The sequence below is a fragment of the Runella sp. MFBS21 genome, from assembly GCF_029433105.1.
GTDB lineage: Bacteria > Bacteroidota > Bacteroidia > Cytophagales > Spirosomataceae > Runella.
On record NZ_JARNTW010000003.1, the window covers coordinates 133,631 to 148,155 of the forward strand.

Annotated in this window: 11 protein-coding genes; 5 read left to right on the plus strand and 6 right to left on the minus strand. The window is 42.8% G+C overall.

The window, feature by feature from the left end; genetic code table 11:
• The 3 genes from P1X15_RS07890 to P1X15_RS07900 all read right to left on the minus strand — a co-directional run bounded on the left by P1X15_RS07890 (window position 1) and on the right by P1X15_RS07900 (window position 3,408).
• Window positions 1–246, minus strand: a complete 246-nt coding sequence (locus P1X15_RS07890; RefSeq protein WP_273215179.1) for a type II toxin-antitoxin system ParD family antitoxin — start codon at window positions 244–246, stop codon at window positions 1–3.
• A gap of 242 nt (window positions 247–488) precedes the next feature.
• Complete coding sequence (locus tag P1X15_RS07895; RefSeq protein ID WP_277337605.1) at window positions 489–2,153, minus strand: glycosyltransferase family 39 protein; 1,665 nt, start codon at window positions 2,151–2,153, stop codon at window positions 489–491.
• Window positions 2,154–2,229: 76 nt separating this feature from the next.
• Window positions 2,230–3,408, minus strand: a complete 1,179-nt coding sequence (locus tag P1X15_RS07900; RefSeq protein WP_277337606.1) for an acyl-CoA dehydrogenase family protein — start codon at window positions 3,406–3,408, stop codon at window positions 2,230–2,232.
• A 166-nt stretch (window positions 3,409–3,574) separates the two neighbouring features.
• On the opposite strand from P1X15_RS07900, the gene P1X15_RS07905 reads away from it, so the two are divergent.
• Window positions 3,575–4,123, plus strand: a complete 549-nt coding sequence (locus tag P1X15_RS07905) for a hypothetical protein (RefSeq protein WP_277337607.1) — start codon at window positions 3,575–3,577, stop codon at window positions 4,121–4,123.
• Between the two features lie 100 nt (window positions 4,124–4,223).
• Window positions 4,224–4,604 carry a co-chaperone GroES family protein gene (locus tag P1X15_RS07910; protein ID WP_028666623.1) on the plus strand — a complete coding sequence of 127 codons (381 nt, stop codon included), beginning with the start codon at window positions 4,224–4,226 and terminating at the stop codon, window positions 4,602–4,604.
• 63 nt (window positions 4,605–4,667) lie between these two features.
• On the opposite strand, the gene P1X15_RS07915 is transcribed toward P1X15_RS07910, so the two are convergent.
• Both P1X15_RS07915 and aroB read right to left on the minus strand, forming a co-directional pair.
• The gene (locus P1X15_RS07915) at window positions 4,668–5,237 is read right to left on the minus strand and encodes a DUF4136 domain-containing protein (protein WP_028666624.1); all 570 of its coding nucleotides are present in this window, start codon (window positions 5,235–5,237) and stop codon (window positions 4,668–4,670) included.
• Between the two features lie 100 nt (window positions 5,238–5,337).
• Entirely contained in the window at window positions 5,338–6,366 is a 1,029-nt protein-coding gene (gene aroB, locus P1X15_RS07920; RefSeq protein ID WP_277337608.1) for a 3-dehydroquinate synthase, read from the minus strand.
• Window positions 6,367–6,894: 528 nt separating this feature from the next.
• Here aroB and P1X15_RS07925 point away from each other — a divergent pair.
• The 3 genes from P1X15_RS07925 (at window position 6,895) to P1X15_RS07935 (ending at window position 12,444) form a co-directional block, all read left to right on the plus strand.
• Complete coding sequence (locus P1X15_RS07925; RefSeq protein WP_277337609.1) at window positions 6,895–10,014, plus strand: SusC/RagA family TonB-linked outer membrane protein; 3,120 nt, start codon at window positions 6,895–6,897, stop codon at window positions 10,012–10,014.
• A 71-nt stretch (window positions 10,015–10,085) separates the two neighbouring features.
• Entirely contained in the window at window positions 10,086–11,594 is a 1,509-nt protein-coding gene (locus P1X15_RS07930) for a SusD/RagB family nutrient-binding outer membrane lipoprotein (protein WP_277337610.1), read from the plus strand.
• Between the two features lie 64 nt (window positions 11,595–11,658).
• Window positions 11,659–12,444 (plus strand): DUF4397 domain-containing protein, encoded by a 786-nt coding sequence (locus tag P1X15_RS07935; protein ID WP_277337611.1) that lies wholly within the window; start codon window positions 11,659–11,661, stop codon window positions 12,442–12,444.
• 100 nt (window positions 12,445–12,544) lie between these two features.
• Here P1X15_RS07935 and thrS read toward each other — a convergent pair whose 3' ends face one another.
• A complete protein-coding gene (gene thrS / locus P1X15_RS07940) occupies window positions 12,545–14,500 on the minus strand; it encodes a threonine--tRNA ligase (protein WP_277337612.1) in 1,956 nt (651 codons plus the stop codon).
• Between the last annotated feature and the right edge of the window lie 25 nt (window positions 14,501–14,525).

The following is a 14,525-nucleotide window of genomic DNA, read 5'->3' on the forward strand; positions in this document are numbered from 1 at the left end:
CTAGGCTAACGATTGCCGTTTTAATTCTGCTTGAAAAGATTGTGGGTTAAAGTTTTCAACAAAACCACTCTCCTCACCCTCGACTAATGCCTGTCTCAACACTTTGAGTTTTTCTTCCTCCTGTTCGAGCAAACGTAATCCTGCACGCACGACTTCACTGGTTGACGCATAACGACCCGTTTCAATTTGCATCTTAATAAAAGAATCAAAATGCTGCCCAATAGATATTGATGTGTTTTTGCTCATGGCATTTCCTTATTTTGATTTATTAATCATCAAAATTACCAATTTTTGGTACTTATTGCAAATCATTAGATTTTTGATCTAAGTACATGACAAAAAAGAGCTATATTTTTTTTAACAAAAACAAGCTTCCTCAACAAATGGCCCTCATCAATCCTCATTGGTTAGAGGATGCTTTAGATACGGCAAATGAAGTATTTTTAAGATAGAACCTTGCATTCCAAGGTCCTATCTTGATGGTATATTTATGGCAACCTAACCAAATACCGTGCTTGGGTTTCGGTAGCTCGAGTGGCGGGGTTTAAAAACGGAAGCGTCAAACCTGTGACGTGGAAGTTTTGATAAGAATGTAACACCTCAGCTTGACTATCAATGGTTTTGAGCGATGCAAGCCCCTGTTCATCGGTATAGAGAAGTATCTCTTTGCTCTTCTTCGTTGTCTTTAATTCTTCGGCCGACTTTATCACAGGCGTGGTACGTTGGGTATAAAAATCTAACGCACTATGAAAAATATTGTAATTTGTAGAAGCCTCCAAATCATAGATATAAAAGGCATCTTTTTTGTCTTGGTAATCTTTGGCTACTTTTTGCCCTACTACAGATCCAATCTGATAGGTCAAAAGCGTGGGATAAAAATGATAATTCATCACCAAGTTTGCCGCTACTGCCGTCAAAAATGGAGCAAATACAAGCTGTGAAAAGCCCGGACGACGGCCATTGTATAGTCTTACTACCAACACTGCCAGTAAAACTACGATAGCAATCAAAATGATGTTTTCTAAAGGGAAAAACCAAGTACAGGCCGCTAAAATGACAATACCCATTACGACCGACGTGATAATCAGACCCACTCGAACCCATTTAAAGACCGTCGCAGAAGACGGATTTTCGATGGTTTTTATAAGAAAAGAAGCCGTCAAAACCGCCGCCAATGGAAACACCACAAAGGTATAGTGTGGCAACTGATACTGCGCCGTAGACAAAGCCATAAAAGGCAATACAAAACCTCCCAACGAAATCGCTTCTTCTTGGGAAGTCAACAAAAACTTTTGTTTTACTACATGCCTAATCGCAAAAACCAACGCTGGAATAAATGCCAGTACCCAAGGCAAAAAACTCCAAAGGAAATTATGAGACTGAAAAAATAATCCTGCATCATTTACCCACTGATTTTCGCCCGTAATACGCCCAAAGCTCTGAGTCCAGAAAAAGAAAATAATGCCTTCGGTACCATACTGCCGTAGCAATCCAATACAATAAGGCAGCAATACCAGCCCAATAATCGGAATTCCTAATATCCAACGAGGGTCAAAAAGTTGTTTCCATTGACGTTTTAAAACAAAATCTACAAAAAATGCCGACCCTACTACAATGAGGCTGATGGGGCCTTTGGCTAGCATTCCTAAACCCGCAAACACAAATCCACCGACAAAATATTTCCATTTTCGATGCCGTAGGTATTCGGCGATTAGCCAAATAGAAACCATGACGCTATTGGTAAGCAAAGTATCACATCGAACATCATGGTTCATCAAAAAAAACGCTTGACAACTCCCCATCACCAAAGCCGCCACATAAGCGGTTTGTTCAGAATAATAAAGTTTTGTAAAACGATACACGGCATACAAGCCCAAGATTGTCGATAAAATTGGGATGAAACGATAGGCAAAATTGGAGATGCCAAATAATTTAAAAATAATAGCCGAAATCCAAAACAACAATGGAGGCTTATCGAGATAATAATCCTGACCGCGCAATTGTACTTCTAAAAAATTCCCATTATCGGCCATTTCGCGGGCAATAGACGCATATTGGGCAGCATCAATATCCATAATATCAATCCTAAACGCCCCGATTACATAGACTATGATTAAAGCTAAAAAAGGTAAATATTTGTTGTTCCAACGCATAAGGGTGGGTTTATATGTAGATTATTTTATTTGTGGGAGCGACTCAATCGCCCCCTGAAACTTTCTGTTAGAGGTATCACTTAAATGCTGGGATACCCGTAATCTCATGCCCCAATATCAAAGCATGAATATCGTGCGTACCTTCATAAGTAATCACCGATTCGAGATTCATCATATGCCGCATGATAGGATAATCGCCAGTGATGCCCATTCCTCCCAACATTTGTCGAGCCTCACGAGCTATATGAAGAGCCATGTCAACATTGTTTCGTTTGGCCATCGAAATCTGAGCAGTAGTAGCTTTTCCGGCATTTTTGAGGGTTCCTAGCCGCCAGACCAACAATTGCGCCTTGGTAATTTCGGTCAACATTTCGGCTAGTTTTTGTTGTTGAATCTGAAACGCACCTATCGGTTTTCCGAACTGAATTCTTTCCAAAGCGTAGTTGCGGGCAGTCTCATAGCAGTCAATCGCCGCCCCTATTGCTCCCCATGCTATGCCATAGCGGGCATTGTCGAGACAGCCAAGCGGCCCCCGAAGCCCCTCCACATTAGGTAAAATATTGGCTTTGGGTACCTTGACATTATCAAACACCAACTCTCCCGTCACACTCGCCCTTAGCGACCACTTATTATGGATTTCGGGCGCCGAAAATCCCTCCATTCCTTTTTCTACAATCAGTCCTTGGATACGCCCTTGTTCGTTTTTGGCCCATACTACCGCAACATCGGCCACGGGTGAATTGGTAATCCACATTTTGGAACCATTCAAAATCACGTGGTCGCCTTCATCCCTAAAATGCGTAAGCATGCCTGCCGGATTAGACCCATGATTGGGTTCGGTAAGTCCAAAACACCCGATCCATTCGCCCGAAGCCAAACGTGGTAAGTACTTTTGGCGCTGCTCTTCGGAGCCGTAGGCAAAAATAGGCCACATCACCAACGAACTCTGCACCGATACCGTAGAGCGCATCCCTGAGTCACAACGCTCAATTTCTTGGGTAATCAACCCATACGCAATATAATCCATCCCACCCCCACCGTACTCCACGGGTAAGGTAGGGCCAAAAGCACCAATTTCGGCAAATTTTTGAATCAAATGGGCCGGAAAGGCGGCTCGTTGAGCATAGTCTTCGATGATGGGGCGTACGTCACGATTAATCATTTGTCGTACCGCATCACGCACCAAGAGATGTTCTTCGGTCAGTAAGTCATCAATTTGATAAAAGTCAGTAGTTGTTGAAAAAGAAGTGCTCATGATTTTTGGAGAATGTATTTTAAAATAATCTCTCAGTCCGAATTATCCCCAAAATTATCATAAAATCCACCCATTATTACAAAAATCAAGGAAAGCTGTAACCAAATAGTTGTAACAAACGTTAGTATATGGTAAATTTGATAAACTCTGACACTGTTTTTGTAACGTGGAAACGCTTTTGCTGATTCTTTTATTGATTCCGTATTTAGTACTTCGATACTATCTTACAGACCACGATACCCCAACCGACAAAGAAAGGAAAAGGTTATTAGAGGGAATACAACTGTACGACAATCAAGCCTACGCTGAAGCTTTTGCTTATTTTGATAAAAGAATCAAAGAATATCGTAAATCTGCCATTGCCTACGCCTATCGAGCCAAATGCAATCTCAAAGAAGGAAATTACTTTTCGGCGATTTATGACTCAGGACAAGCCCTTAGCTTTGATAATACCCTAGCCGATGTACACCTTGATCACGGCATGGCTCATTATTTTTTAGGTGAATACAACACCGCTTTTCTATCGTTCGACAAAGCTGTTTGGTTTTCAAGAGGAAATGAATCCAACGCTCTTCGCTGGCGTGCTTTGGCTCGTCTAAAACTGCACCAACTATCGCAAGCCGAAAAAGACCTTTCGAGAGCCGTAGAATTGGGCGATGAAAACGCCGCCTATGTGCTGAGCCAACCTCCTTTTGGCCGAAAGGTGATTTTATAATCGCTTCAACTTTTTTCTTTTTATGTGTGTTACTACATTCACACCTCAAATTTCATTGGTGATTGATTATTTATTCGACACTTTCATAAACACCTAGTCTATGCTCGAAGTAACCCCCGACAACAAGCTTAAACGCCTCATTGTGGTAGGCGACCGCGTACTTATCAAACCCAAAAATCCCGTTGATCAAACTTCTTCTGGCCTTTATCTTCCTGCTACTGTTACCGAAAAAGAACAAGTGCAAAGTGGCTATGTCATCAAAGTCGGCCCTGGCTACCCCATTCCAAGCCCTGTAGAAGATGAACCTTGGAAAGAAACCGAAGAAAAAGTAAAATACATGCCTCTGCAAGCCCAAGAAGGCGACCTTGCGATTTATCTCCAACGCAATGCCATAGAGGTGATGTATAATGATGAAAAATACATCATTGTCCCTCAATCTGCCATCTTAATGCTAGAGCGGCACGAGGATTTGTTTGGCTAATCCTAAATAACCAAAAAAGCCCGGCATGCCGGGCTTTTTTGGTATAGAAATAGTATGTATTTGTCACTTACCGCTTTCCTGTGGACCACCACCACGGGGGTCATAGCCAGAAGCAAAAAGTGGATATTGATCAAAAATTGACCTCACTACGTTTCGGTAGTAGTTGTTGGCGGCATTGGGATTTTTGAAAATACCAGCCGCGTACCCTCTCCACACCACTTGGTCGCTATCGGCATCTATGAGTGAAATAATAATAGTTCCTTTATCTAATGAATAGCGAATAGGTTCATATTTGAAAGAATCATCTTCGGTATCTACCCAGTTTTTGATAACCGGCTGCATATAGCCCTGATAACGTAGATTGTCATAAAAAATGCCGTAATTTACCAAAAGGGAAGGCTTACTTGTGGAGAGACGATAGCCACGCGCCTGCATTTGGCGGTGAATCGCGTTGTACACTTCAGTACAGACGTTACCTGTATCTCTCTCACATTCCAAGAAAGCATACGTACTGTATGTCTTGAAATTTGTTTCATAACTGTAATCGTGTTCAACAAAAATACGACGACTTGTGTTACAGCCCGCCGCCCACACAACGACGCAACCAAAAAGTAAAAGTTTAGCAAGCTTCATGACGGATGTTAGTGTTAGGTGTTATGCCCGAATATTTGGATAAAATTACGAAATTTTCGATAAAAGCAAATTTTTTATTGTAAAACTTGTCAACAATAAATTATCCTATGTAATACGCTACTCCTTGATGAAATTCGTTGGCCGTTACTTTGATGTCATATCCACAACTCCCTATTCCTGTAAGCAACGAAAAACGCAACTCTCCCCCTTTATTTTTTTTGTCTTGATAAGCCAATTCAATCAGATGAGGTATATCAAGCACTTTTAAATTTACTTTGCCATACAACGAAAATATAAACTCCTCTACTTGCTCTAATGTTTGCAAATCGACCATTTTTTTTCGATAGGCAATGTAAGTTTCGATAATCATTCCTGCTGCGATAGCTTCTCCGTGCAACAAGCGCTCTTTGGGCGGTTTACTTAGATAGTAGGTCTCCACAGCGTGACCCACAGTATGACCAAAATTTAAAATTTTGCGTAATCCTTTTTCCGTCGGATCTTGAGCTACTACCTCTTTTTTTATTTCGACAGAATGCGCAATCAAATCTCCCCAGTCTTGCATCTCAAAGTCCTTCTTGCGTATTGCTTCCCATTTGGCCGCATCCGCAATCAGACAATGCTTAATAATTTCAGCAAAACCCGATCTCAGTTCTATATACGGGAGAGTGGATAAAAAGGATGCGTCAATCAAAACATTTTTTGGTTGGGTAAAAACGCCCAAATGATTCTTGAATCCTTGAAAATCAATGCCTAGTTTTCCACCCACACTTGCATCCACTTGAGCAAGCAAAGTGGTCGGAATTTGCACAAAATCAATCCCTCGTTTATAGGTGGCAGCACAAAACCCTCCCATGTCTCCAATCACTCCCCCACCCAGATTAAACACTACCGCATGACGGTCTAGGCCCAGGCGGGTCATTTCGCCCCAAATTTGCTCACACGTACTTAGATTTTTGTGCTGCTCACCCGCAGGCACTACTATCAAGTGGTGCTTTGGCAAAAGCGTTTTTATTTGACTATAGCAGTGTTTGCGGGTATTGGTATCTGCAATTACGACAACTTTAGAGTAGGCTTTATCAGATAAATAAGCCAGAAGGCTTTCTTGAATAGGAGCAATGGTTACTGACATAGGATGAGTTATGAATTAAAAATCTAAAATTAATTGATTTAAGTGCCAAAGCACAACTGGACTGCCCGTGCCGTTATTCGTTAATCATTATTCGTTGTTTGTTGTTCGTTAATCGCCATTCGTTATTTACCAATCATTATTCGCTCAAAATCAACAAATTACACCAAAACAAAAACCCTAAAACTTTTGCTTTAGTGCTTAAAACGGGATTAACCAAATTATTTGAAAACTAAAAAAATATATCTACCGCAATTTCACAAATCAATGTAATCCTTTATTCTACCTATCTCTTAAGACTGATAATTTCCTCCTACAAGTCTACTGAGATACCTTCCAAATACAGAATAATCATGCAAGGAAGGGATTAAATTCAAGCAAAAACCTGCACAAATACGCATAATAAATTTTGAAAAACCGCACACAAACGCAATTTTATTGCAAGATTCATTGCAAATCAGAAAGGTATTTGCTTTTTTTGGAGAGTTTATTCAGTTTTTTAATCAAACTAAAACCAACTTCAACTTCACTATGAACAAACTTTTACTCCGATTAGGAGTTTTGGTACTGTGTTTGGCTTTAAGCGTATCGCTTTTTGCCCAAGACCGAGTCATTACGGGAAAAGTATCGAGCAACTCCGACAACACCCTACTTCCTGGGGTGAGCATTGTGATTAAAGGCACTACACGCGGCACCACCACCGACAACAACGGCGATTTTAAACTCACTGTACCATCCAATGCTACTTTGATTTTCAGCTACATTGGCTTTACAAGTCGTGAAATAAAGGTAGGGAATCAGAGCGTTATCAACCTCGAATTATCGCCCGATGAATCGACCCTCAATGAGGTAGTTGTGACCGCTATGGGTATCAAGAAAGAGAAAAAACTCCTTGGCTACTCTACGCAAGATGTGAAAGGCCAAGACATCATTGATACAGGTCGAGACAACTTTTTAGTAGCAATGCAAGGCCGCATCGCAGGTCTTACCATGACTCCTACTTCGGGGCAACCGGGCTCTTCGGTAGCTATCCAATTGCGCGGAGCTAGTTCGATTGGTGGCAATAATCAACCGCTTTTTGTGGTAGATGGCCTCCCTATCGACAACCGTACTTTTAGCCAAGAAGCCTACGTAAACCCCTTGCCCAACCGCGACAATGACTATCTTAACCGCGCTGCCGACATCAATCCAAACGACATCGAAAGCATTACCGTTCTTAAGGGACCTGAAGCAGCCGCTTTGTATGGTATTGATGCATCGGCAGGAGCTATTTTGATTACTACAAAGAAAGGAAGTGCAGGCAAAAGCAAAATCACTTACGACAACAATTTCCGTTTTGAGGATGTATATCGTTTTCCGCAAGTACAGAAAGTGTATGGCCGTGGGCTCAATGGTGCTCCAGACCCAAACACCCAACGGTTTTTTGGACCAAAACTTCCAGAAAACACCCAACTTTATGACAATTTTGAGTCTTTCTTCCGTACTGGTTTTACTCAAAAACATAACTTAGGATTTGAGGGAGGAAAAGAAGGCGTGACTTACCGCTGGTCTACTACCTACACCGACCAAGCCGGTACTGTGCCTACGAGTGCTTTCAAAACCCTCTCTACGCGCCTTACCGCTACCGCCAATCTTACCTCTAAGCTCAAAGCTACTACCTCTTTTAGCTTTGTAAATACGCAAGTAGTGAAGCCTATCCGTAGCGAATATGGCTTTTTGATTGGTTTGCTTACTTGGCCTTCTTATGATGATGTTAGTAATTATCTTAATCCCGACGGCACGCGCCGCCGCTTGATTGCTGATACGGGCGAATACGACAATCCGCTGTTTAGTGTCAATAAAAACAAAAACACCGACCGTACCAAACGTACCATTGGCAATTTCTCGCTTGAATATACTCCTACTACTTGGCTCAACATCATCGGGCGATTCGGGGCTGACAATTACTCAACCCTCGGAAACTCATTCCTTCACCCTGAGTCGAACCGTGGCTTGGTAGGACGTGGTACTATCGACAACTATACCGAAAATAGTCAATTGCTTAATGGGAATTTGTTGATAACCGCTAAAAAAGCAATCGGAGATTTCAACACCTCCTTTTTGTTGGGAGGCTCAGTAGATGACCGCAATTATGAAGTCACTGCCGTAAGAGGGGAAAAATTATATTTACCTGATTATAATTCTATCAACAATACTGACCCTTCTACCCAGCGTAACAAGCTCACCATCACCCGTCAAAGATTGCTAGGTGTATTTGGGAAATTGGATATAGACTATAAAAATTATTTGTCGTTGTCGATCACTGGCCGTAACGACTGGTCGTCAACACTTCCAAAAGCCAACAATTCCTTCTTCTATCCTTCAGTAAGTATGAGTTTTGTATTTACTGATTTGCCTTCAATGAAAGGTCAATTCAGCGCCTTGTCGTTTGGTAAAATTAGAGCTTCTTATGCACAAACTGGTAAAGACGCAATTCCGTACCGCGTAAGAGCACGCTTAGTACCACAGACTACGACAGGCGGTGGTTTTATCTATGATTTTTATGGTGACAATCCAAACCTCAATCCAGAACGTTCGAGCGGATTTGAAGTTGGAACTGAGCTAAAATTCTTCAAAAACCGTCTAGGTCTAGAAGTGGCATACTATTCAAATGAGCGTTCAAAACAAATTGTCACCCAACGCCTTAGCTACGGAACAGGCTTTATCTTTGGATTACTCAATGGCGGTACTTTCTCTAATCGAGGTGTAGAAATCACCTTGACAGGTTCCCCTGTACGTACTCCTTCTTTTGGCTGGGACGCTACTATCAACTTCAGCAAACTTAAAACAGACGTGCGCAACCTTCCTGCTGACGTAGCAGAGTACTACAACTCTGATACTTGGCTCTATGGCAATGCCCGCGCCAGTGCTTTTGTGAATGGATTGGATAGTTATTATTCAAATATCAACTTAGCTTACAATCGCCGTGGAGAAGGAAGCGCAACTGCCATTGGTGGATATAGCTATCTCCGTAACAACAACGGCGATATTTTGATTAGTCCTGCTACTGGCTTACCCATTACTAATACCAACTTCTTGCCGATTGGCGACCGTAATCCAGATTTTACGATGGGTGTAACCAACATGTTCCGCTATAAAAACTTACAACTTTCGTTTTTATTGGATATTCGTAAAGGAGGAGATGTGTACAATGGTAATGAAAAATACTTGTATGCCATGGGTTTAAGCACGCGTACTCTCGACAGAGACCAGCCTGTAGTATTTAAGGGCGTATTGCGCGATGGTTTGGAAAATACCGATAATCCTACTCCCAACAATATCCAAGTCACTCCCGCTACTCGTTTAGATTATTATACTTCGGCCCTTCCGGAATCTGAATTTGTGGAGAAAGACATCAATTGGTTGCGTTTGCGAGATATTACTTTAAGCTACAAACTCCCTACTACCCTTCTCAATCGTACAGGTTTTCTGAACAATGCTAGCGTATTTGTAACAGGAACAGACCTGTTCCTTCTGACCAATTATACAGGTGCCGACCCAAGTATCAATGGTAATTCTGCCAGTACTCTTGGAGTAGGCGGAGCAGGTTTTGACTTTGGAACGTTGGCTCTTGCACGTGCAGTTTCGTTTGGAGTGCGTATCAGTTTATAATCCCCCTAACTTTTGACAAAGAGAAAATACTCTCAAAATCAAATAGTTACAAATATAAAATTTGATTAAAAATGAAAAAAATACTTCATATATTTCTTACACTTGGGGTAATGACGGGTTTGAGCAGTTGCGAAAAATACCTAGACATCAACACCGACCCAAGCAACCCCCAAGTAGCTGAGGCGTCAGCTATTTTACCTCCCGTACTTGCTCAAATGGTACGCGGGCACGTGTTTGACTCACGGTTTACAGGGCGCTATGTCCAGTATTGGGGCCTTAATTCTGCCCTCGATAGTTGGGAAAGACATGGCTATATTTCTGGAAGCGACAATGGCGGTGAGATGTGGCGCTCGCATTATTGGTCAGTAGGTAAAAACATCGATTTAATCATCGAAGATGCCACTCCAAAAAAGCAGTTTGACTATGTAGGTGCGGCTAAAGCCATCAGGGCTTGGACTTGGCAAACCACTACTGATGTACACGGTGAGATGATTTTGAAACAGGCATGGGAACCCAACCGCTACGTTTTTGAATATGATTCGCAAGAAGATGTATATAAGGAAGTGGTAAGACTCGCCACCGAAGCTATTCAGGATTTGAGCAATACCGAAACCATACCTGCTCTTCGTCGTGGGGACGCTGTTTATAATGGGGATGTGACCAAATGGACAAAATTTGCATATGCTGTATTGGCCAGAAATGCTCATAACTTAACCAATAAAGCAAGTTATAATCCTGATAAGGTAATTGAGTACGTAGACAAGTCTTTTACAAGCAACGCTGATAATTTTTCGGTGTCTCATGCAGGTTCAAACTCCCTTGATGGTAATTTCTATGGCCCACTTCGAGGCAACCTAACTACGACGGTGCCGGGTGCTTTTACGATAGGGCTTCTCGACGGTACTACTTTTGCGGGTGTTGTTGACCCACGCTTGCCCATCATGTTTGCAGCTTCTCCTGATGGGGTTTATCGGGGTGTGCAGGCCACTTTTGGTGACCCCAACAACGCCGCCGGAAACGTCAGAAGAATTCCATTGCTTTGGGGTAATCTTCCTGGTACGACCGCCCCAACGGCTGGCCGCTGGATTTATCGTGACAATGCCCCTTATCAGTTAGCGACTTATGCCGAACTTCAGTTTATCAAAGCAGAAGCAGCACTAAAAAAGAACAATCCTACATTAGCCTTAGAAGCCTATAAAAAAGGAATCGAAGCTCATATGGATTTTGTGGGAGTAGCCGCCGCCGACAAAGCCAAATACATGACCAGTACTGCCGTAGCACAAACGGCAGGTACGCTAAAATTAAGTGATGTTATGCTTCAAAAATACATTGCACTATACGCTATCGGGGCTATGGAAACATGGGTAGATATGCGCCGTCATAAGTACAGTAGCGATGTTTATACTGGCTTTACACTCCCTACAGGCACTCGTCTTTTTCCTGACAACAACGGCAAACCCGTGTATCGTATGCGCCCACGTTACAACTCTGAATACGTTTGGAATCGGAAGTCTTTGGACATCATTGGTGGTAATAATCCCGATTATCATACCTACGAAATTTGGTTTGTAAAACCTTAGTGCATTTATTTTTGAATCGCTGATGTGCCAAATGACACATCAGTTTTTAACCAAATTCATTGAAATGAAAATTAGCTCAATCAAAAATATACTAGTCGCAAGTGCAATTGCGACGCTCATCACTGCTTGCGGAGAAGAGCACAATCTTCTAAAAGATGTTGAGACTGCGCAAGGGGCACGGGTCAAATTTATCCACGCCGCCCCTGATGCTGCTGGTGTCGCCCTTTTTGTGAATGACAAGAAATTTTCGGGTGTTATCACTACTCCACCTGCTACTCCGGGTGTTATCACTTATGGCAATGTTTATCCAGCTATCGACTATGCCATCGTAGAGGCAGGTGCTGCCAAGGCTCGTCTGACTGTCCCCGCTTCAAGTACCGCTGCGGAAGTAGTTTTGTTTGATGGTAGCGTACCTGTAGAAGCAGACAAGTATTATTCGGTATTTGCGACAGGCATAGCGCCTACTTATGGCGCCGTCATCATTCCGGATAATATCCCCGCTTTCAACGACCGTCAGTTGTTTTTTAGGGTAGTCAATATGGTACCCAACTCCACCGCTGTAGGATTGACAATTGCCGGAAACACCCTCGCCGAAAAAGTAGAGTTTGGGAAAGCCAGTAGTTTTGTCCCGCTTACTCTTCCAACTGATTTTAAAGGAGGTGCCATTGCTATCAGCGGATTTACGACTAAAGTAGACGGTGCAGCCAATGTCACGACTTCTGTCACTACCAACTTTACGGGATTGACAGCAGGCCGTGCCATTACTTTTGTGGTAAGAGGGGTTTTACCCACTTCTACCACCACTACATCAAAATTTCCAGTTACCATCTCAACATACAATAATCGCTAAGTAGTTTTCTTAAACAAAAAATCCCGCGCTGAAAAGTGCGGGATTTTTTGTTGGTATTATCCAACGTTGGAATAGCTCAGCGCTTTGCCAACGTTTTTTATTAAGCCCCAAAAGTAGCAATCGTACCTTGTACTTCGGCTTTGAAATGTTCGATAAAATCTTGTATGGTCATTTGCCCTAAATCGCCTTGGCCTTTACGACGTACCGAGACTTTACCTTCCTCTTGTTCTTTTTCCCCTACAATGAGCATATAAGGTAACTTGTTAACTTCCGCATCTCTGATTTTGCGGCCTATTTTCTCATCGCGATGATCTACATAGCCACGTACATCCGCTTCTTGAAGTTGGAGGAAAATATCATTGGCATAGTCTTGGTATTTTTCAGAAAGAGGCAACACCGCAATCTGGTCAGGTGAGAGCCACAAGGGGAAATTACCCGCCGTATTTTCAATCAAAATAGCAATAAAACGCTCCAAAGAGCCAAAAGGCGCACGGTGAATCATCACAGGGCGGTGCTTCTGACCATCTGAGCCCATGTATTCTAATTCAAATCGTTGCGGCAATTGATAGTCTACCTGAATGGTGCCTAGTTGCCATTTGCGACCCAAGGCATCTCTTACCATAAAATCTAATTTGGGGCCATAAAAAGCGGCTTCGCCCAACTCTGTTACGGTGTTAAGTCCTTTTTCTGCCGCCGCTTCGATGATAGCACTTTCGGCTTTTGCCCAATCTTCGTCGCTCCCAAAGTATTTTTCTGGTTTTTCGGGGTCGCGTAATGAAATCTGAGCGCTATAATTGTCAAATCCCAAAGAGCGGAATACATATTGTACCAAGTCAATCACTCGTTTGAACTCATCCTTTACTTGCTCCGCTCGACAGAAAATATGCGCATCGTCTTGGGTAAAACCACGCACGCGAGTCAGACCATGCAACTCCCCGCTTTGTTCGTAACGATACACGGTCCCAAACTCAGCCAACCGCAAAGGCAACTCACGATAAGAACGTGGACGCGATTTGTAAATTTCGCAGTGGTGGGGGCAATTCATGGGTTTGAGCATAAACTCCTCTCCTTCTTCGGGCGTATGAATGGGTTGGAATGAATCTTTTCCGTATTTTTCCCAGTGCCCCGAAGTAATATATAATTGCTTTCCACCAATGTGTGGCGTCACTACGGGTGAGTATCCTGCTCTTACTTGTGCTCTTCGCAAGAAGCTTTCGAGACGTTCGCGGAGCAAAGCTCCTTTGGGCAGCCACAAAGGTAAGCCTTGTCCTACTTTCTCAGAAAATGTAAAAAGTTCCAGTTCTTTGCCTAGCTTGCGATGGTCACGTTTTTTGGCCTCTTCCAATACATGTAAATACTCGTCTAGTTCTTTTTGCTTAGGAAAAGTCACCGCATATACCCGTGTAAGCATGGGGCGTTTTTCGTCGCCACGCCAATAAGCTCCCGCTACATTCATGATTTTAGCGGCTTTGATAAACCCTGTATTGGGCATGTGAGGGCCACGGCAGAGATCCGTAAAATCACCTTGTGAATAAAAAGTAATCTGCCCGTCTTCCAACCCGTCAATCAGTTCGAGTTTGTATTGGTCTCCTTTTTCGGTAAAATACTCAATCGCATCTTTTTTGCTTACTTCGGTACGTTTATAATCGCTCTTTTGACGTGCCAATTCAAGCATTTTATCTTCTACTTTTTTGAAATCTTCCTGCGAAAATGGTTTCCCGTTTAGGTCAATATCGTAATAAAAGCCCGTTTCGATAGCGGGGCCAATCCCAAACTTTGTACCAGGATAAAGGGCTTCAATCGCCTCAGCCAGCAAGTGAGCCGAAGAGTGCCAAAAGGTGGCCTTGCCATCGGTATCATTCCACGTCAGAAGCTGGACGGTAGCGTCGGTGGTAATAGGGCGCGTGGCATCCCACACTTGACCGTTGACTTTGGCGGCTAATACATTCCGCGCCAATCCTTCGCTGATACTCAGCGCAATGTCCATACTTGACGAGCCTTGGGGATACTCGCGTACGCTACCATCGGGTAGCGTAATTTTGATAAGGTCACTCATTTGAAAATAACGAATTATACATGAT